The sequence below is a fragment of the Lentzea roselyniae genome, assembly GCF_039537795.1.
Lineage (GTDB): Bacteria > Actinomycetota > Actinomycetes > Mycobacteriales > Pseudonocardiaceae > Lentzea > Lentzea atacamensis.
The window spans coordinates 183,492-201,551 of sequence record NZ_BAABBE010000010.1; the positions used below are offsets into that span (position 1 = coordinate 183,492).

Here is an 18,060-nt window from a genome sequence, read left to right on the forward strand (position 1 = left end):
AAACCGGTCTCACTTGCCGTGCACGCGAGGTAGGGTCCAGCAGTCGAATCAGCCGCCGGGAGAGACATGCGCGCCGTCGAGATCAGACCTGGGGTCCGGATCCGCTGGGTCGAAGTACCGGGCGACACGCCCGCCCGCGTCTACCTGCACGGTCTCGGCGCCTCCTCGGCGCCCTACTACGCCGAAGCCGTCGCCCATCCGCTGCTCGCCGGCCGCCGCAGCCTGATGATGGACATGCTCGGCTTCGGCATCAGCGACCGCCCCACCGGGTTCGCCTACTCGCTCGAAGGCCACGCCGACGCCCTCGCCGTCGCGCTGGCCAAGATCGGCCTGCGCCGCAGCGAGATCATCGGCCACAGCATGGGCGGAGCCGTCGCCATCGTGCTCGCCGCCCGCCACCCCGAGATGGTGCGCTCGCTCGTCCTCGTCGACCCCCACGTCGACCCCGCCACGCCCGCGCTCGGCGCACCCGGCAGCCGGGGCATCGCCGCCTACGGTGAGGCCGACTTCCTCTCCCACGGTTTCGACCGCGTGCTGCGCGACGTCGGCCCGCACTGGGCCGCGACCATGCGCATGGCCGGCCGCGAAGCCCTCTACCGCAGCGCCGTCGACCTCGTCCGCGGCACGTCCCCGACGATGCGGAAACTGTTGCTGGAACTGGAGATCCCGCGCGTCTTCCTGCACCCCGAGGACGCCCCGCCCAGGGGTGCGCGCGAGCTCGCCGCGGCCGGTGTCCAGATCATCTCCGTGCCGAACACCGGTCACAACATCATGATCGACAACGTCGAGGGCTTCGCCCGCGCGGTCGCCCAGCAACGCCTGTCGGTCTAGCGCCACACAGTTTCAGCGACGTTTGCCGGTCCCCGTGTGCCAGTGCGACGGCCGGGTCAACGCCGCCGGCAGCTTCGTGCGGGCGTTCCCGCGCGCGGCGTTGACCTGCGGCTGCGTCAGGAACAGGCACGTGCTCAGATCCGCACCCGACAGGTCAGCGCCGCGCAGGTCGGCGCCGATCATGTCCGCCCGCGACAGGTCGGCGTTCGTCAGATCCGCACCGATCAGGTAGGCACCCCGGAAGTCGGCGTTGCTGAGGTTCTTGTTCCGCAGGCGCGCGCCGATCAGGTCGGCGCTCCGGTACGACTTCGCGCTCGCGCGCAGCCGCTCGCTGGTTCGCAGCAACAGGACGGTCACCTTCGCGCGAATCTCCGCGACGTCGACGGCGAGGAGATGGTCCGGATCAGCGAACGTGTGCCGCTCAACCTCGGCGTAGGCCTCGCCGAGGTCGTCGTGCGGGTCGAGACGACGGGCCTCGGCGAGATACCAGAGCAACTCGTGCAGCTGCCGCGCCACCGGGAACACCGCGAACATCTTCTGCCGCTCACCGGTGCGCCAGTCGTTGCCGCGGAACACCGTCTGCGACACCCGCTGGCCCGCGCCGAAGCAGTCGTAGACCGTGCAGCCGGGATAACCCTTGTCCCGCAACCGGTCGTGGATGCCGCAACGATGGTCTGCCAGCAGGTTGCGGCACGGTGTCCCGGCGTCCTTGGTGGCCGCGAAATCGGCCGACTTCGCGAAGGGCAGCGCGACGCAGCACAACCCGAAACAGTTGGCGCAGTCGCCCTTGAGCTCTTCCATCGTCGATCAGCCTACTTCGGCGGAAGAGCTGATCCCCGACGTAGCCCTAACGACGCAACGCCCGCAGTTCGCCCGCAGCCTCGTCGAGCTGACGTTCCGCGCGTTCCGCACGGACCAGCGTCTGCGCCCGCGCATCCTCCACCGCGGCCAGCGCCTGCCGCACCGCCGCCACCTGATCAGCGCCTTCCTGCCTGACCTGCGCGAGCCGCCGGTCGAACTCGCCACGGGTCCGTTCCAACTCGGCACGGGCGTCCGCGGCGGCCTGCTCGGCCCGTTCGGCGCGCACCAGCGCCTGATCACGCGCCTTGGCAGCCCGGCTGACGGTCTCCGCCGCCTCCTGACGCGCCAGCTCAACCTGCGCCGCGGCCTCGGTGCGCGCCTGGTCAGCAGCCTGCACCGCAGCCGCGGCGTCGGCCTTCGCACGTCCGATCTCAGCTTCGGCTTCCGCGTGAGCACGGTCGACCGCGGCGGCGGCCTCCTCGCGAGCCCGGTCGGCCTCGGTCCTGGCCTCGGCGCGGGCCTGCTCGATCTCCTTCGCGGCCTGCCGACGCGCCTGCTCGGCGTGCTTCACCGCATCGGCTTTCGCCTGCTCCGCCACCTCCAGCGCCTCACGCACCTTGGCGTCCGCCTCGGCCCGGATCTCCTCGATCACGGCCGCCGCCTGCACCCGGACCTCGCCGATCTGGGCCTCGGCACGTTCTTCGGCCACCCGTGCGGCCTCCAGAGCCTCGTCCCGCTCGGTCAACGCGGTGTCCGCGGCCTCGTCGGCTTCCTCCGCCGCCCGCACGGCCTGCTCGGTCATCTCCTCAGCGGCCTTGCGAGCTTTCTCCGCGTCGTGCCGCCGCCGTTCCGCAGCCGCCAACTCCGCCTGCGCCTCGGCGACCCGCCGCGCGGCCTCGGCCTCCGCTGCCTGGATCTGGCTCTCCGCGACGCTCGGGTCCGCCATCGCGTTCAGCTCACCGACAGCCCGTCCGAGGGTCTGCGTCATCTGCTCCGACAGCACCCGGAAGCGGTCGAGGAGCTCTTCGGCCCTGATCTTGGCCGTACCGGAGACCCTCGGGAGATTCGTCACGGTGACGACCTCCAAGTTTTGCTCAGGCGCCTCAGCCAGCCGCTGCCGCTCCCGCCAAGCCCGCCAGCGCGTGTGCTCGGGCAGGTCGCAGTACTCCGAGGGCCTGCCCGGCCCGCCACCTCGGAAAACGGGGCGCTCACAGCCGGGGAAGTTGCAGCTCGTCTCCACGGCAATATCGTAGCAGAATTACGTGTGCAGTTACGTTATCCAACGCAACGCTACCCAATTGGGCAGGAAAAACCTGACCCCCGATAAGTGAACCTTATCGGGGGTCAGAGAACTCGGACTTCGCTGCCCGAACGTCCTGTGGATGTGCACGGTTGGCTGCCCCTGAGATACCGCAGACCGAGGCCGACCCCCTGGTTCGCGGGAGATTCGCCAACCGAGCGGTGCTGAGCGGCCAGGCGACCCAGTACATGTGGTGGCACTGGCGCGCCCAGCACCGGTGGGTCCCCCGCCACCGACACCTGCGCCGCGCCCCTTGTGGTGACCAATGACCTGCTGTTCGCCTTCAACTCGGCGATCGTGTGACCCGCGGCCCGATCGGTGCTGGTCGCCACGCTGCCGACGCTGCGGGCGAGGCCCCGACGAACGTCGTGGGGCACACGGACTCCGTGGGGGCCGACGAGTACAACCAGCGGCTCTCGGGACAACGGGCGCACGCCGTGGTCGCGGCTCTCATCGCGGAGGACCCGTCGCTCTCAGGCCGGCTGCACGCGTCCGGACGCGGCGAGTCGGAGCCGGTCGACACCAACCGCACGGGGGCGGGACGCCAGCGCAATCGTCGGGTCGAGCTGGTCACGACGCTGTGATCGATCTGTGTCAGGCGCTGGACGACGTGCACGGGCTTCATCGCTCACCGCCCCCTGATCCTCGACTCGACCGCGTCACCGATCAGGTAGTCCGTGACCATGTACGCGGCCACGCCGACGAGGAACCCCACGGCCGCACCGAGCGGAGTGGCGGGTGCGCCGACGATGGCACCCGTGATTCCCGCGGCAAGCAGCCCGGACGCCACGGCTCGGCCACCGCGCGCCGCATAGTCGGTCGCGTTGTAGTCGGCGGTGCCGCGCAGCTCCTCGATGGCCATGTGTCCCGTCTCGATCAACGGGGCCGCGACCACGGCACCGGCCGCGCTCGTCCCGGCCCGGCCCAGCACGACGTACACCCGGCCGGCCCCACCGGCCATCAGCGAGTTGCCGACCGCCGCGCCGACCCTGGTCTCCACCGCGCCACCGACGCCGGCGCCGACACCGGTGGAGGCCGCGGTCGTGCCCAAGTCCGCGGCGGACGGCAGTCTGCCCTCGGTGACGAGCGAACCACCTGCCTGGAACAACACGGCGGCGCCCGCGCCCATGGTGCCCGATCGCACGCCGGCGCGGCCCATCGCGCGGGGTGCGCCGCGTTCGGCCACCGACAGCGCTTCGGGGAACGTCCGCATCGCGATGTCCGGCCGGGCACCACGGCCGGAGCCGCCCAGTCCGGCCGCGAGGCGCAAGTTCTGGACGGCCTGCAGGCCTGCGGTGTCCATGCCGTGGCTGACCACCTGCTCGGACAGAGCCCGTGCCAGCCGGGTGAGGATCGGGGTGCGTTGCGCGGGCGGCAGGGCGTTGAGCTGGGCCAGTGTGCGGATCTGGGTGCCGCCGACGCGTTCGTTCGCGACGGCGAGGTGAGCCTCGATCGCGGCCTGGTGGTTCGCCGGGTTGGTCATGACGCCGTTGGAGACCGTGGCACGGAACGAGGTCACGTCGTCGGCGTTGACCGCGAGCCTGCCTCGGCGGATCACGTCCTGCCGCGCTGCCTGCCAGGCGGGGGCCGTGGTCGGTGGCCACGGCAGCGTCGGGTGCTGGTTCCACACGGCTCGGTCGAACGCCGTGCCGCCACCCGCACCGGTGAGCGTCCGGAACGAGTCACGGTAGTAGCCACCGCGCCCGGCGGCGGCCTGGGTGGACGCCTTGACACTGACCAGCCGCCCGCCGATGTCGGTGAAGTCCCAGACCGGGTAGTTGCCCGACTGGGGCGCCGAACCGGGTCCCGCCGGCCGCCACGGCACCGCGTTCAAGTCGCGTACCAGCGGCGAACCTTGACGTGCGGCGAACGACAGCTCGCTCACATCGCCGGTGAACCCCCTGCGCAGCACGCCGGGCCCGCTGACGTCGGTGCCGACCACGCCGGGTAGCTGCCGTTCGAACGCGCCGCTCTGCAGCCGCGGCCCGAGCACACCGGCGGCCGCCGCTTCGTCCAGGCTGGTGATCGGGATGCCCAGCCCGCTGAGGGCCCGCTGGAACTGCCGCTGCGTCACGACGACGGCCGGCGCCGACCGGCCCCAGCCCAGTGGCGCGGTGCCCACGTCGACGACCTGCGAGCCATCGGTGACGGCGAGGAGCTGGCCACGGCCACCGGCGTTGCTCTGCTCCGCGAGGAAGACCTGTCCAGCGTCGACGCGGGCCTGACGTTCCTGCTCCAGCGCGGTCTGGCGAGTGGTGGCGACCTGCCGTTCCGCCGCGGCGAGCTCAGGCCTCGCGAGCTGCTGGCGAACCGTCTCGAGCTCGTCCAGCAGACCGGTGTTGGTCAGGTCGCCGACCGGAGCCGGCCGCGTCGGCGTGGCGGTTGACCGCTGCTGTCGCTGCACCCAGGCGGTAACGGCGGCGTTGCCGGCGGCGCGGGGTAGCGCGGTCAACGGCACGTGTGTCCCGCGGTGGTGGTGAGAACGTAGCTCGTTCTTGCCGGAGCTTGGCTCGGGAGAGCGGCGCGCGTGGGTCGGCACCCGCTCAGCCTCCGTGGAGGCGGCGGTGACGTCGATGTCCTGCGGGGCAGACGCAGGGGCGGCGTTCTAGGACGGCCACGCCCGCAGCAGGGAGTCGAGTGCGTCGAGCGCCCGCAGCCACGACGCCTCGACCCCGCGCGGGTGGCTGTGGAACGCCCCGGCGCGCTCCAACGACACGTAGCCGTGGAACGTGCTGTGCAGGAACCGCACGGCGTCGGTCTGGTCTGGCTCCCACAGGTCGTAGCCGCGCAGGATCGCGCGGGTCATCTCGGCGTGCTTGCCGGCCGCGCTGGTCGCGGCCGTGTCCGGGTCGAGCGCCATCTGCGTCGCGGTGTAGCGGCCGGGGTGCTCGTGCGCGTACCGCCGATACGCGTTGGCGAACGCCACCAGCGCGTCCTTGCCCGAACGGCCGGCCAGCGCGTCCGCCACCCGGTCCGCGAGCTCCGCCAGTGCCAGCACCGCGAGCCGGACGCGCAGGTCGTGGGCATTGCGGATGTGCGAGTAGAGGGAGGCGTCCTTCACGCCGAAGTGCCGGGCGAGCGCGGACACCGTCACGTTCTCGAAGCCGACCTCGTCCGCCAGCTCCGCGGCCGCATGCGTGAGGCGGTCGGCGGTGAGCCCAGCGCGTGCCATCCGTCACCCTTCCTAGGGTCCTTATTCATTTGCCTAGGACCTCTAGGCAAACCTAGCGTCCGTGGTCGTGAAGCCGCTGACCGAACACGACATCCGCGCGTCCTTCGTCAATTCCACCAAGGGCGAGGCGAAGCGCATGCACGTCCCCAAGGATCTTGCCGAACGTCCGTGGGACGACCTCGACTTCCTCGGTTGGCGTGACCCGGCCGCCCCTGATCGCTCATACCTGGTGATCGAGCTGGACGGACGGCTCGTCGGGATCGCGCTGCGCCGGGCGACGCAGGCAGGGCGCGCGCGTAAGACGATGTGCGCGTGGTGTCTGACCACGCATTCAGGGGACGGCGTGTCGCTGATGACCGCGCGTAAGGCCGGGAAATCCGGTCAACTGGGCAACTCGGTCGGTGCCTACGTGTGCGCCGACCTGGCGTGTTCGCTGTACCTGCGCGGCAAGAAGAGCGCGGGGCCGGGCTCGCGGTTCCACGAGTCGATCACGCTCGGCGAGCAGGTCGAGCGGATGGTCTCGGGGATCAGCGCGTTCCTCGCGCGCGTGAGCTCCTAGTCAGAGTTCGAGCACCAGCTCGGCCGAGCACGCGCGGGCACACGGCCACGGCTCACCGCACTCGGTGCACCCGGTCGTCGCGGGCAGGTGCGTGTCGAGGACGTGCACCGCTCTGCTGCGGTAGCGCTCCAGGTCGGACTCCCAGTCGTGTCGGGAGGACGCGGTCGCACTGGTCATGTTCATGTGCCTTCCGTTCGGCCGTCGGACAACAGCATGCACCCGGAAGACCTGTCTTGTGGCACAAATCACGCGGCGAGTCCTGCCACGGGGGGATTCACTCATGACCGCAGGCAGGCGATCCAGTAGTCGCCCGCGGTGTCCCGGTGGACCCCGTGGGTCTCGCTCGGGAAACCGGGGAACTCGCGGTCGAACGCCTCCAGAGCACGTAGATAGCGCAGCACCGCGCCGTCGGCCTCACCGGTGCTCTCACCGGGCATCAGGACCGGGATGCCCGGTGGCGTGGTGACGACCTGGGTCGCCACCGTCCGCCCTGCGATGTCGGCCAGCCGCACGGGTTCGGTGTCCCCGCGGATGAGGCGCTGGTAGGTCTGCGCAGGCGTCAGCACCGCCGGGGTCGGGTGGGTGAACGCCTCGTCCAGCAGTGCGGTGAGCTCGCTCTTGCTGAGCTGGTCGTGCATCTGGGCGCACAGCTGCGGCAAGGTGAGGCCGGCGTAGCGGTCCGGGTGAGTGCGCACCAGGTCCGGCAGCACCTCGGCGACCGTCGCGTCGGTGTCGAAGAGGTGCTTGAAGTCCAGCAACGCGTCCAGCAGCGTGCCCCACTTGCCCTTGGTGATGCCCATCGAGAACAGGATCAGGCAGGTGTAGGCATCGGTCTTCTCCACCACGATGCCGCGAGTCTCCAGGTACGCGGTGACGATCCGGGCGGGGATGCCCGTCTCGGCGACGTGGCCGGCGGCGTCGACGCCGGGACAGGTGATCGAGACCTTGATCGGGTCGAGCAGGCAGTAGCCGTCCTCCATGCCCTCGAAGCCGTGCCAGTCGGCACCCGGCGCGAGCGTCCAGGAGCCCGGTTCGGTGCGCAGCAGATCGAGCGGCGCGTCGGCGAAGGCGTGCACGTGACCGGTGGCGGGGTCGGTGACCTCGTCGGGCTGCCAGGTGCCGAAGAACCAGCCCGGCCGGTCCGCTGCCTCCCGGATGCGCCGGCTCAGCCGCGCCACCGCCTGCCGGAAGCGGATCGCCTCGGTGATCGCCTCGTCGGTCAGCCACCGGCCACCGGGCCCGTCCATCATGGCGGCGGCCACGTCGAGCCCGGCGATCATCGGGTACATCGGTGACGTGGTCGCGTGCATCATGAACGTCTCGTTGAACTGCCGGTGCTCCACCGGCGACCTCGGCGAGTTCTTGACGTGCACCATCGAGCTCTGCGACATGGCGGCGAGCAGCTTGTGCGTGGACTGGGTGGAGAAGACCGTGGGACGCACTTCCTCGTCGGGCAGGGCGTCGGCGTCGACGGACATGCCGTAGCGGCGGGCGTAGAGCGGGTTGAACCTCGCGTAGGCGAACCACGCCTCGTCCAGGTGCAGTCTCGGCACCGTGGCGCCGAGCAGTTCCGCGACCCGCACCGCGTCGTAGCACAGGCCGTCGTACGTCGAGTTCGTGATTACCGCGTACACGGGTTTCTCCGACGCGGCACCCTCGCTGAACGGGCTGCGGCCGACCGCGCTCGCGACCGCCTCCGCACGCATGGCCGAGGGAGGGATCGGTCCCATGAGCCCGTAGCCGTTGCGGGTGGGGACGAGGTAGACGGGACGACCGCCGGTCAGCGTCAGGCCGTGGTAGATGGCCTTGTGGCAGTTGCGGTCCACCAGCACGAGCTCGTCGGTGGCGATGCTGGCGTGGCAGGCGATCCGGTCCGCGGTGGAGTCGCCGTGCAGGACGAAGTAGGTGAGGTCGGCGCCGAAGATCCGGGCGGCGTTGCGTTCCGCGTCACCGATCGGCCCGGTGTGCTCGAACAGCGACCCCAGCTCCGCCACGGAGATCGACAGGTCGGTGCGGAACAGCGTCTCGCCGTAGTAGTCGTAGAACGCCCGCCCGGCCGGCGACTTCAGGAAGGCCACACCGCCCGCGTGCGCCGGTGTGTGCCAGGAGTACTCGTGCGTGTCCTCGAACCTCCTCAGTTCCCGGAAGAACGGCGGCAGCACACCGTCCAGGTAGCGCAGCGCGGCGACCCCGATCCGGCCGGCGATGAAGTCCGGCGTGTCCTCCAGCAGCCACACGTACCCGGAGACCACCTCGGACACCCACAACGGCAGGTCGTCCACGGACGCCGCGGTGGTCACCAGGAACACCGGCAGCTTCGTGAACCTGCTCATGATCGCCCGCAGCACGGCCTCGGGATCGTCGAGGTCCCACGACACCAACGCGGCGGACAGATCGGCCCTGCTCTGGGTCAGCGCGAGGGCGTCGGACGCGGTGCCCGCGCGGGCCACGCCGTGCCCCTCCTCGTCCAGTTTCGCGCAGATGCGGTCGAGCTGGTCGCAGGCCACCGAGCCGCTGCTGCGGGGATCGAGCGCCACCAGAACGGTTGATCGGGACACGATCGACTCTTTTCGTCCGACTTCGCTGTCGTCGTTCTGGTCTAGAGCTTTGAGCCCGAACAGGCCCTCTGTCGATGCCGCATTGGCATGAAGTGAAAGGCACCCGGACAGCCCTAGACCGCTTCCGCGCGCGATCAACGTTCAGGCCCGGCCACCTGAACGGCAGCAGGGCGTGGTCCGAACGGGGGGAGGTGCGCGATGTGTCCGGCCGGGCACACGAATCAGGACGGCGTGGCGGGGCATCATGTCCACATGGACATACCGGCGCTGGTGGCCGCGGCCGCGCGAGGCGACCAGAGCGCGTGGGACGCACTGGTCAGACAGTTCAGCGGGCTGCTGTGGTCGATCGCCCGCGCCTACCGCCTCAGCGACGCCGACGCGGCCGACGCCGTGCAGTGCACCTGGATCAAGCTCGTCGAGCACCTCGACCGCATCACCGAGCCGGAGCGTCTCGCCGGGTGGCTGTCCACCACCGCGCGGCACGAGTGCCTGCAGATCATCCGCCGGTCCGGGCGGCTGCCGGAACCGGCGGAGGAGATCGCCGACTCCCCCGACCCCGCACCCGCCGTCGACCACGAACTGCTCGTCGGTGAACGCAACGCCCGGCTCTGGCGCGTCTTCGAGGAACTGCCGGACCGCTGCCGCCGGCTGCTGCGCGTGCTGATGGCCTCGCCGCCACCCGCGTACGCCGACGTCGCGCTCGCCCTCGACATGCCGGTCGGCAGCATCGGGCCCATCCGCCAGCGGTGCCTGGGTCGACTGAAAGCGCTGGTCAGGGGCGATTCCCTGCTGGAGGAGCGGTCATGAACGACGACGACTTCCTCGACGTCCTGCGCGCCACGGCCGACGAGTTCGACCCGGTGCCGGCGGGCGTGCTGCGCGATGCGAGCGCCGCGCTGGCGTTGCGGTCGCTCGACGCCGAACTGGCCGAGCTCGTCGAGTCCGAGGCGTTGGTGCGCGGTGATGGGCCGTTGACGCTCGCCTTCGAGTCCGAACGGGTCACCGTCAGCCTGGAGATCAGCGACGGCGTGGTCCGCGGGCTGGTCACCGGCGCTGAAGGCGAGGCGGTGGTGGAGACGCCGCACTCACGCCGTGCGGCGCCCATCACCGATGGCTGGTTCACCGTGACCGACGTGCCGTCCGGGCTGGTCCGGATCCGGGTGACGGCGAGCGACGGCACCCCGGTCGTCACGCGGTGGGCACGGGGCTGATCACCAGGGGTCCGGCAGGCCCTGGCCGGTGGTGATCAGGCTGTGCAGGCTGCCGTTGACGTAGTGCAGCCAGCCCGTGGAGCACGCGCTGTAGCACTCGACGTCCGGCACCAGGCCGACATGGGTGAACCGCAGCTCGGTGCCGCCGGCCGCGGGAACGATGTCGAACACGATGTCGCTGCCCGTCCACTCCGCCGGTTCCGAGACGAACGACAGGTGGCTGTCGACGACCCGCCAGACCACGCGGCGGCCTGGCACGAGCTCGGTCACGCGCTGGCGGCTGTAGTGCTGCGGCGCATGCCGGTAGGTGAACTCGGCGTCCGCCTCGTCGGCACGGCCCTCGATCTCGCCGGTCCACCAGGCACGCACGTCGATGATGGCGGCGAAGACCTCGTCCGGAGACTGCTCGACCGTGTACGACGCGGTATAGGCACGTTCTGTCTGTGTCGTCATGAGTGATCCGCTCCAGAGTCCGATTTGCCGCGCTGAATCCGCTCGGCGATCCGCTTGATCCGCTGCAGCCGGGCGTCCCACGTGGCGCCGACCGCCGACAGCTGGGCCACCGCACGGGCCAGCTGTTCCTCGTCCACCTCGTAACGGCGCTCGCGCCCGGCCGGCGTCACGTGCACCAGGCCGACGCGGTCGAGGACACCGAGGTGCTTGGCCACCGCCTGCCGCGTGACGGGCAGCTGCTCGCTGAGCGTCGTCGCCGTCCCGCCACCGTCCGCGAGGAGCAGGTCGAGCATCCGCCGCCGCGTCGGGTCACCGACCGCGGACCACAGGTCGTCGTCGATCACGGCCGTGCGACCAGCTTCTGGGCGTACGCGACGAGCCTCGGCAGGAAGTGGTTCCAGCCGTTCACGTGATCGGTGTAGGCCTTCTCCAGCACGGCGGCTTCCCACCCGCGCTCACGGAAGCCGGTCTCCTTGAAGCGCAGCAACGTGCCGTCGCCGGACGCGACGAGGTCGATCGTGACGAGCAGGGAGTTGCCCGGTGTCGCCGCCTCGCCCTGGTCGGTCACCCAGAGGAAGGCGAACCGGCGCGGCGGATCGGCCTCCACGACGGTGAGCTGCTCGACCTTCGCCTCCGGCGAGGCCGGATCGCCGAAGGTGATCGTGCCGACCGCACCGGGCACCGGGTCGAGCTCGGCGTCGTCGGGCCACCACTCGCGCAGGTGCTCCGGCGAGCTGACCACCTCGTAGACGACCTCGGGAGTGGCGTCGATGTGCAGCTCCCGTTCGATGCTTCCGTACTCCACGGGCTTCTCCTGACTCAAACGCAACCAACGGTTGCGCATGAACCTAGTCGGAGCACACCCGCTAACGCAACCGTTGGTTGCACGACAATTTCGGTCGACTCGGCAGCGCCGGGGTCCCGATACTCCCCGCGTGACCACGTTGCCGGTCTTGTGGCTCCGCGGAGCGCCCGGAGTGGGCAAGACGACCGTCGCCTGGGAGGTGTTCGAACGCCTCGCCCGGCGAGGTCTCGCGACCGGCTTCGTCGACATCGACCAGCTCGGCATGTGCCTGCCCGAACCCGACGGTGACCCCGGCCGCTACCGCCTCAAGGCCCGCGCACTCGGCGCGGTGACCGCGAACTTCCGCGACGCCGGCGCCCAGTGCCTCGTCGTGCCGGGCGTCACCGACCCGGTTCGCGGGATCGAGACCGTGGCGAACGCCGAGCTCACGACGTGCCTGCTGCGCGCCGACCCCACGGAACTGGCCCGGCGCATCACCACACGTGGCGGCGCGACCAACCTCATCGAGGCGCTCGAACATGCCGAGACCGTGGACCGCGAGCCGGGTCTTCACGTGGACACCACCGGACTGACCGTCACCGAGGTCGCGGACCGGGTGCTGGCACAAACCGGCTGGCCCGATCCCCGTGAGCCGGCGCCAAGGCCTTTGCGGCGGTACTCGGATCCGGGCGAGGTCCTCCTGTTGTGCGGACCGGCGGCCGTCGGGAAATCGACCGTGGGCTGGCAGGTCTTCCAGCAGGTCCAGCGATCCGGTCGCAACGCCGCGTTCGTCGATCTCGACCAGATCTCCTTTCACCGCCCCGAGCTCGGCGACCACTTCAGAGCCGCCAACCTGGCCGCGGTCTGGCACACGTTCCGCGCCGCCGGAACCGAGTGCCTGATCGCGGTGGGCCCGCTCGAGGACCCCGAGCGGTACCGGGCGGCCCTGCCCGCCGCCGCGGTCACCGTGTGCTGCCTGGACGCCGGCAGGGACGTCCTCCTGGTCCGCGCCACCCGCCGCGCCCGAGGCGAGTCTCCCGCGCCGGGCCTGGCCGGCGACCTGCTGCTGGGTCAGCCACCGGACCGGCTGCGGGAGATCGTGGGCCGGACTCGCGGAACCGGTGATCTGCGCGTGGACACCGGCCACCGGCCCGTGGACGAGATCGCCGACGAGGTCCTGCGGAACACGCTGTATTTGCGCGCCGGAAATCGCCCTCTCCGCTGATACAAGGGGAACCAGAGGGGGAACAATGGTTTGCTTCATCCTGCCCGCACACCTGCTGATCGAGCTCGCGGAAGCGGGCAACGTCGATCTCCGCGACACCATCCCGACCCTGCTCGCCTCCGCCGCCCTGCGCACCCAGCGCACCACGCTCACCGAGGCCATCCAGTTCCTCGGCCTGGGCGCCGACCAGCTGCGCGGACCCGCGAGCGAGTTCAAGGCCGTGCACGACGTCCAGGGCGGCGACGAGCGCGACCTGCCCGGCGTCCTGCGCCGCAAGGAAGGCGGCGGCGCCGTGGGAGACCCCGCCGTCAACGACGCGTTCGACAACGCCGACAGGACCTACGACTTCTTCCGTGACGTGCTCGGCCGCCACAGCGTCGACGGCCACGGTCTCAAGCTCGTGTCGACCGTGCACTTCGGCCGCGACTTCGACAACGCCTTCTGGGACGGAACCCAGATGGTCTACGGCGACGGCAGCGGCAAGGTCTTCCAGCCCGGAGCCCTGGCCCGCGACCTGTCCGTGGTGGGCCACGAGATCACCCACGGCGTCGTGCAGTACACGGCGGGCCTGCGCTACCGCAAGCAGTCCGGCGCGCTGAACGAGTCGATGGCCAACGTGTTCGGCTCCCTGGTCAAGCAGCACGCGCTCGGCCAGTCCGCCGACCAGGCCGACTGGCTCGTCGGCGCGGGCATCCTCGGCACGCAGCTGCAGGGCGTGGCGCTGCGGTCGATGAAGGACCCCGGCAAGGCCCACCAGCTCGACCGCCAGCCCGCACACATGCGTGCGTACGTCGACCTGCCCGACGACGGCAACCCGCGCAACGACCACGGCGGCGTGCACATCAACTCCGGCATCCCCAACAAGGCGTTCCACCTCGCGGCGACGCGGCTGGGCGGCAACGCCTGGGAGCGGGCGGGCAAGGTCTGGTACGACGCGCTCGCCACGAAGCTCGGCGTGAACTCGAACTTCGTGGACGCGGCGGCCGCGACCGCGGCTTCCGCGCAGGCGCTGTTCGGGAGCGAGGTCGCGAACGTGGTGCGGTCGGCCTGGAACGACGTCGGCGTCAGCTAGGCGAGTTCGGCCTGGATCGTGTCGTGGGTGACCGGCTGACCGCAGTGGTGACAGACCAGGTCGACCTGCACCGGCCGGCCGCAGGAGTGCCGGCGGACGAGCACGGGGCTGTCCACCGCCCACCTGTCGCCCCACTGGGTGAGGGCGAGCATGACCGGGAACAGCTCCCGGCCCGCCGCCGTGAGGTGGTACTCGTACCGAGGCGGATGCTCGCTGTAGAGCCGGCGTTCGATGACCCCGGCAGCCTCGAGCTTGCGGGTTCACCGACTGGGTGCAGACCGTGGCCGACAGCGAGGACGCCGCCGACTACCGCTCCCGCGTCACCGACTCCGAAAGCGCCTCGATGTGGCAGAGCCTCGCCTCCCCGCCGGGCTACAAGTCCGGCTACTGCGTGGCCGTGTGCCCTGCCGGTGAAGACGTCCTCGGGCCGTACCTCGACGACCGCAAGGCCTTCATGAACACCGTGCTGCGACCGTTGCAGGAGAAGACGGAGACCCTCTACGTCCTGCCGGGCTCACACGCGCAGGAATACGCCCAACGCCGCTTCCCCCACAAGCCCACCAAGGAAGTTACCGGCGGATGGCAACCACCAGCTCCAAGAAGCTCGTCCACTGGTGGGACGTGAGCGGGAGCTCGACCGAGGGCGCCTTGCTGTCCCGGACGCCGACGCCACGGCCAACTTCAACACAGTTGCCGTCGCTAGCGCTGTAGCTGCTCTTGCGCCACCTGGTCATCACGCGTCTCCTCACCGATGATGTCGGTGATCAGCTTCCTCGTCTGGACCTCGTCCAACGCCGTCCGATCGAGTGACTTCAGCACGGTGTCGTAGCGGTCGACGGAGACCTGATCTTCGAGGAAGACGTTAGCGCCCTCGCTTTCGACGTAGACGATCGGCGGAATCTTCTTGAACTTGAGGCGGTCGAAGTCACCCGCCAGCCCCGCGTGCGGACCGAACGCCGTGGGAACCAAGCGAATCGTCAGGTACGGCCGGACGGACATGCGCAGCAGGTGGTGCAGTTGGTCCGCCATGACGCTCGCGTTGCCCACCGGCAGTCGAAGAGCCTGCTCGTGCATGTAGATGGTGACTTTCCGGTTTCCGTCCAGAACGGCCGTCTGACGCACAACCCGGTTCTCGGTGAGCGCCCGCGCGTCTGGTTCAGGCAGCGGCTTGGCGAGGGCGAGGTGCCAGGTGTAGTCGGGGACCTGCACGAGACCGTGCACGACGTGCATCGACCAACCGTCGATCTCCGTAGCGATTTTCTCGTGCTCTCGCAACGTGCGCACTCGGTCCGTCGTGCTGGAGCCGGTGGGCTGCAACCAATCCCTGATGTGTGCGTCGTGGTGCAGGGCCATCAGGTGGTCGAACTCGTCCGGGGGCGTGCGCAGCAAACCCAGCAGCTTGGCCAGCTCGACGTCCGTTACGCCTTCCTTGCCGTTGACGAGCTCCGATACCTTGGCCTCCTGCCACCCCAACAGGTCAGCAGCCGCACGGTTGGTCAGGCCGGCCGCACGCAGCAGCGCCCGTATCGCGTCGCCGAACTCGCGGCCGCGCACCGTTGATCTCCGCAAAGGCATGGCAGGGACGGTAGAACCGCGCGTCCGTTTGGCTCCACCCATTCGCCGCAGATCAACCTGAAAGCATGCTGTTTGGCGGCTTTCCAAAGTCTTCGAGAAATCCGGGAGAGGTGTCGGATCGGCGCCGCGGCGTTCGTAGCAGTGGTGAAAGCGCCGCCGAGACGAGGAGCCACCATGAAGCTGACGACCATGACCCAGATCACCATCGACGGAGTGGTGCAGGGCAACGGCGGCGCGTCGGACGACGACCGCAGGAACGGGTTCGAGCGCGGCGGATGGGCCTTGGGCAAGGGCGACAAGGACACCCACGCGTTCATCAACGAGACCTACCACCGCGCCGATGCGTTCCTGTTCGGCAGGCGGACCTACGAGCTGTTCGCCAGCGTCTGGGGGACCTTGTCCGAACAGGACGTCCCCGGCTGGGAGCCCGTCCTGCGGTCGTTGAACGCACGGCCCAAGTACGTGACATCGACCACGCTCACCGATCCGGCGTGGCCGGGCACCACCGTCCTGGCGGGCGATCTCGCGGCCGCCATCGCGGACCTGAAGGCGGAGCCGGGCGGTGAGCTGCAGGTGCACGGCAGCGGCACCCTGATCCGGTGGCTGCTCGAGAACGACCTCGTCGACGAGATGACTCTGATCGTCATGCCGGTGGTCGTCGGTCAGGGCGAGCGGCTGTTCCCCGCCGCCGGGCCGGACCTCGCGCTGGACCTGGTCGAGTCACGGGCCGACTCGAAGGGCGTGACGATCCAGGTCTACCGGCCGGCCGGGCGTCCGCAGTACGCCACGGCCTGAAGTTCCTAGCCGGGTGCGACCACGCGGCGAACGCTGTCGCGCAGCAGGTCCCGGCGGCGCTCGTGAACCTCGGCGGGTTCGTCGATGGTGGCCGCGTAGACGTTGCTGACCGGTGACCAGGCCATCGACATCGCGATCACCATCGCCATCAGGTCGAAGGGGTCGCCGTCGCGGACCAGGCCTGCCCCCTGCGCCTCGGCGATGGCCTGGAGCTTGCTCGCGTCGAGGCGGTCGGTGTCGGCGACGAGGTGGCCGGTGGGCCGTCGTTCCAGGCGGGCCCAGGTGGCCAGCCGGATGACGTCGGGGTGCCGCAGGTACTCGTCGTACAGGCGCACGGCCCAGTCCGCCAGGTCGGCGGCGTCGATGGGGACGACGTTGACGATCCGCTCCAGCGAGCCGAAGAAGATCGCGTCGAACAACCCTTCCTTGTTGCCGAAGTAGGCGTAGAGCTGGGCTTTGTTGGTGCGTGCGGCGGCGACGACCCGTTCGATGCGGGCGCCTGCGATGCCGTACTCGGCGAACTCGCGGGTGGCGACGTCGATGATGCGCTGCCGCGTGGCCGCACCGCGGGCCGTCAACTGCTGGTCGGACATGGGCCAACCCTACAGACAGAACAGTTGGTTTGTTTCTCGTGTAGCTTGAAATAGACCGAACAGTCTGTTTGAGGAGCGTCATGCGAAGCACCACCGGCTGGCAGGCCCGCGGCACCACGTTGCACGCGGTACCCATCCCTCGGCGCGACCTGCGCCGCGACGACATCGCGGTGCGCGTGGACTTCTGCGGGGTCTGCCACACCGACCTGCACGCCGTCCGCAGGCACAACGGCGAGGACGTGCTCGTGCCGGGTCACGAGTTCACCGGCGTGGTCACCGAGGTCGGTCCGGACGTGACGGCGTTCCGGGCCGGTGACCCCGTCGCCGTTGGCAACATCGTCGACTCCTGCGGCGTGTGCACGATGTGCGCTGCGGGCCAGGAGAACTTCTGCCGCGAGTTCCCCACGCTCACCTACAGCGGCACCGATCGCCACGACGGGACGACGACGTTGGGTGGTTTCTCCCGCGAGTACGTCGTGCGCGACCGGTTCGCCCATCCCCTGTCGGCAGGACTGGAGCCGGCCGCCGCCGCGCCGCTGATGTGCGCCGGGATCACGGTGTGGGAACCGCTGCGCGCACTGGGCGTGGGCCCGGGAACGCGTGTCGCGGTGGCGGGTCTGGGCGGACTGGGCCACCTCGCGGTCAAGTTCGCCGCGGCGATGGGCGCGGAGGTGTCGGTCGTGAGCCGGTCGGCGAATCGCGCGAGCGACGCCACGGCCCACTTCCACCGATGTCGTGGTGTCCACCGACCCGGACAGCACCGCCGCGGCCCGCGACCGGTTCGACGTCCTGATCGACACCATTCCCGTCCCCCACGACCTCGGCCCCTACCTGAGCCTGGTGGCCATGGACGGAACCCTGAGCCAGGTCGGCTACCTCGGGTCCCTCACCGTGGAGACGATGGACCTGCTCCTCGGCCGCAAGAAGCTGACCTCGGGAGGCAGCGGTGGTCTTGCCGCCACCGCCGCCATGCTGGAGTTCTGCGCCGCGCACGGCATCACCGCCGACATCGAGCTGCTTCCGTCGGGCCGCGTGACCGAGGCGCTCGGCCGGCTTGAGCGTGGCGATGTCCGCTACCGGTTCGTGCTCGACCTGTCCGACCTCGGCTGAGGGCGGCCCGTGATTGAGTAG

General features: G+C 70.1%; 24 protein-coding genes and 2 pseudogenes. 11 read left to right on the forward strand and 15 right to left on the reverse strand.

What is annotated here, in order from left to right:
• Window positions 1–66: 66 nt before the first annotated feature.
• Complete coding sequence (locus ABFX45_RS19935) at window positions 67–831, forward strand: alpha/beta fold hydrolase (protein ID WP_109636977.1); 765 nt, start codon at window positions 67–69, stop codon at window positions 829–831.
• A 12-nt stretch (window positions 832–843) separates the two neighbouring features.
• On the opposite strand, the gene ABFX45_RS19940 is transcribed toward ABFX45_RS19935, so the two are convergent.
• Both ABFX45_RS19940 and ABFX45_RS19945 read right to left on the reverse strand, forming a co-directional pair.
• The gene (locus ABFX45_RS19940; RefSeq protein WP_346131615.1) at window positions 844–1,632 is read right to left on the reverse strand and encodes a pentapeptide repeat-containing protein; all 789 of its coding nucleotides are present in this window, start codon (window positions 1,630–1,632) and stop codon (window positions 844–846) included.
• Window positions 1,633–1,678: 46 nt separating this feature from the next.
• Window positions 1,679–2,704, reverse strand: coding sequence for a coiled-coil domain-containing protein (locus ABFX45_RS19945; protein WP_346131616.1), 1,026 nt, complete (start codon window positions 2,702–2,704; stop codon window positions 1,679–1,681).
• 596 nt (window positions 2,705–3,300) lie between these two features.
• Here ABFX45_RS19945 and ABFX45_RS19950 point away from each other — a divergent pair.
• The gene (locus tag ABFX45_RS19950; RefSeq protein ID WP_346131617.1) at window positions 3,301–3,516 is read left to right on the forward strand and encodes an OmpA family protein; all 216 of its coding nucleotides are present in this window, start codon (window positions 3,301–3,303) and stop codon (window positions 3,514–3,516) included.
• Between the two features lie 44 nt (window positions 3,517–3,560).
• On the opposite strand, the gene ABFX45_RS19955 is transcribed toward ABFX45_RS19950, so the two are convergent.
• A complete protein-coding gene (locus ABFX45_RS19955; protein WP_346131618.1) occupies window positions 3,561–5,384 on the reverse strand; it encodes a hypothetical protein in 1,824 nt (607 codons plus the stop codon).
• Window positions 5,385–5,537: 153 nt separating this feature from the next.
• A complete protein-coding gene (locus tag ABFX45_RS19960; protein ID WP_346131619.1) occupies window positions 5,538–6,104 on the reverse strand; it encodes a TetR/AcrR family transcriptional regulator in 567 nt (188 codons plus the stop codon).
• 67 nt (window positions 6,105–6,171) lie between these two features.
• On the opposite strand from ABFX45_RS19960, the gene ABFX45_RS19965 reads away from it, so the two are divergent.
• Entirely contained in the window at window positions 6,172–6,663 is a 492-nt protein-coding gene (locus ABFX45_RS19965) for an FBP domain-containing protein (RefSeq protein WP_109637111.1), read from the forward strand.
• On the opposite strand, the gene ABFX45_RS19970 is transcribed toward ABFX45_RS19965, so the two are convergent.
• On the reverse strand, window positions 6,664–6,846 hold the full coding sequence (locus ABFX45_RS19970; protein ID WP_109636984.1) for a hypothetical protein: 183 nt from the start codon (window positions 6,844–6,846) through the stop codon (window positions 6,664–6,666).
• A 95-nt stretch (window positions 6,847–6,941) separates the two neighbouring features.
• Complete coding sequence (locus ABFX45_RS19975) at window positions 6,942–9,221, reverse strand: Orn/Lys/Arg family decarboxylase (protein ID WP_346131620.1); 2,280 nt, start codon at window positions 9,219–9,221, stop codon at window positions 6,942–6,944.
• 252 nt (window positions 9,222–9,473) lie between these two features.
• On the opposite strand from ABFX45_RS19975, the gene ABFX45_RS19980 reads away from it, so the two are divergent.
• Both ABFX45_RS19980 and ABFX45_RS19985 read left to right on the forward strand, forming a co-directional pair.
• Window positions 9,474–10,028, forward strand: a complete 555-nt coding sequence (locus ABFX45_RS19980) for an RNA polymerase sigma factor (protein WP_109636986.1) — start codon at window positions 9,474–9,476, stop codon at window positions 10,026–10,028.
• Window positions 10,025–10,432: a hypothetical protein gene (locus ABFX45_RS19985; protein ID WP_346131621.1), complete on the forward strand. Its 408-nt coding sequence runs from the start codon at window positions 10,025–10,027 to the stop codon at window positions 10,430–10,432. Before ABFX45_RS19980 ends, ABFX45_RS19985 begins: the two co-directional genes overlap by 4 nt.
• Here ABFX45_RS19985 and ABFX45_RS19990 read toward each other — a convergent pair whose 3' ends face one another.
• Genes ABFX45_RS19990 through ABFX45_RS20000 form a run of 3 tightly spaced genes read right to left on the reverse strand, consistent with a single transcriptional unit; the run spans window position 10,433 to window position 11,690 of the window.
• Window positions 10,433–10,885 (reverse strand): SRPBCC family protein, encoded by a 453-nt coding sequence (locus tag ABFX45_RS19990; protein ID WP_346131622.1) that lies wholly within the window; start codon window positions 10,883–10,885, stop codon window positions 10,433–10,435.
• Window positions 10,882–11,229: an ArsR/SmtB family transcription factor gene (locus ABFX45_RS19995; RefSeq protein ID WP_233439551.1), complete on the reverse strand. Its 348-nt coding sequence runs from the start codon at window positions 11,227–11,229 to the stop codon at window positions 10,882–10,884. The genes ABFX45_RS19990 and ABFX45_RS19995 overlap by 4 nt, the downstream gene beginning before the upstream one ends.
• On the reverse strand, window positions 11,226–11,690 hold the full coding sequence (locus ABFX45_RS20000) for an SRPBCC family protein (RefSeq protein ID WP_109636989.1): 465 nt from the start codon (window positions 11,688–11,690) through the stop codon (window positions 11,226–11,228). Before ABFX45_RS20000 ends, ABFX45_RS19995 begins: the two co-directional genes overlap by 4 nt.
• A gap of 130 nt (window positions 11,691–11,820) precedes the next feature.
• Here ABFX45_RS20000 and ABFX45_RS20005 point away from each other — a divergent pair, with 130 nt between their 5' ends.
• Together ABFX45_RS20005 and ABFX45_RS20010 are read left to right on the forward strand one after the other, a co-directional pair.
• Window positions 11,821–12,894, forward strand: a complete 1,074-nt coding sequence (locus ABFX45_RS20005) for a hypothetical protein (RefSeq protein WP_346131623.1) — start codon at window positions 11,821–11,823, stop codon at window positions 12,892–12,894.
• A 25-nt stretch (window positions 12,895–12,919) separates the two neighbouring features.
• Entirely contained in the window at window positions 12,920–13,966 is a 1,047-nt protein-coding gene (locus tag ABFX45_RS20010; protein ID WP_346131624.1) for a M4 family metallopeptidase, read from the forward strand.
• Here the strand turns inward: ABFX45_RS20010 and ABFX45_RS20015 are convergent.
• On the reverse strand, window positions 13,963–14,118 hold the full coding sequence (locus ABFX45_RS20015; RefSeq protein ID WP_346131625.1) for a hypothetical protein: 156 nt from the start codon (window positions 14,116–14,118) through the stop codon (window positions 13,963–13,965). The two genes, ABFX45_RS20010 and ABFX45_RS20015, sit on opposite strands and share 4 nt — an antisense overlap.
• 24 nt (window positions 14,119–14,142) lie before the next feature.
• Window positions 14,143–14,199, reverse strand: a pseudogene (locus tag ABFX45_RS46540) (winged helix-turn-helix transcriptional regulator); the annotation flags it as partial.
• 47 nt (window positions 14,200–14,246) lie between these two features.
• On the opposite strand from ABFX45_RS46540, the gene ABFX45_RS20020 reads away from it, so the two are divergent.
• A complete protein-coding gene (locus tag ABFX45_RS20020) occupies window positions 14,247–14,591 on the forward strand; it encodes a hypothetical protein (protein ID WP_346131626.1) in 345 nt (114 codons plus the stop codon).
• On the opposite strand, the gene ABFX45_RS20025 is transcribed toward ABFX45_RS20020, so the two are convergent.
• Together ABFX45_RS20025 and ABFX45_RS20030 are read right to left on the reverse strand one after the other, a co-directional pair.
• Entirely contained in the window at window positions 14,536–14,700 is a 165-nt protein-coding gene (locus tag ABFX45_RS20025; RefSeq protein WP_112225157.1) for a DUF397 domain-containing protein, read from the reverse strand. The genes ABFX45_RS20020 and ABFX45_RS20025 overlap by 56 nt on opposite strands.
• The gene (locus ABFX45_RS20030) at window positions 14,666–15,541 is read right to left on the reverse strand and encodes a helix-turn-helix domain-containing protein (RefSeq protein ID WP_346131627.1); all 876 of its coding nucleotides are present in this window, start codon (window positions 15,539–15,541) and stop codon (window positions 14,666–14,668) included. Before ABFX45_RS20030 ends, ABFX45_RS20025 begins: the two co-directional genes overlap by 35 nt.
• A 174-nt stretch (window positions 15,542–15,715) precedes the next feature.
• Here ABFX45_RS20030 and ABFX45_RS20035 point away from each other — a divergent pair, with 174 nt between their 5' ends.
• Window positions 15,716–16,336, forward strand: a complete 621-nt coding sequence (locus ABFX45_RS20035; RefSeq protein ID WP_346131628.1) for a dihydrofolate reductase family protein — start codon at window positions 15,716–15,718, stop codon at window positions 16,334–16,336.
• A 5-nt stretch (window positions 16,337–16,341) separates the two neighbouring features.
• On the opposite strand, the gene ABFX45_RS20040 is transcribed toward ABFX45_RS20035, so the two are convergent.
• Window positions 16,342–16,929 (reverse strand): TetR/AcrR family transcriptional regulator, encoded by a 588-nt coding sequence (locus ABFX45_RS20040; RefSeq protein ID WP_346131629.1) that lies wholly within the window; start codon window positions 16,927–16,929, stop codon window positions 16,342–16,344.
• An 80-nt stretch (window positions 16,930–17,009) separates the two neighbouring features.
• Between ABFX45_RS20040 and ABFX45_RS20045 the strand changes: the two are divergent.
• Window positions 17,010–17,372, forward strand: a pseudogene (locus ABFX45_RS20045) (alcohol dehydrogenase catalytic domain-containing protein); the annotation flags it as partial.
• On the opposite strand, the gene ABFX45_RS20050 reads toward ABFX45_RS20045, so the two are convergent.
• Window positions 17,342–17,644: a hypothetical protein gene (locus ABFX45_RS20050; protein WP_346131702.1), complete on the reverse strand. Its 303-nt coding sequence runs from the start codon at window positions 17,642–17,644 to the stop codon at window positions 17,342–17,344. The pseudogene ABFX45_RS20045 and the gene ABFX45_RS20050 overlap by 31 nt on opposite strands.
• 23 nt (window positions 17,645–17,667) lie before the next feature.
• Here ABFX45_RS20050 and ABFX45_RS20055 point away from each other — a divergent pair, with 23 nt between their 5' ends.
• Window positions 17,668–18,039, forward strand: a complete 372-nt coding sequence (locus ABFX45_RS20055) for an MDR/zinc-dependent alcohol dehydrogenase-like family protein (RefSeq protein WP_346131703.1) — start codon at window positions 17,668–17,670, stop codon at window positions 18,037–18,039.
• Window positions 18,040–18,060: the final 21 nt, after the last annotated feature.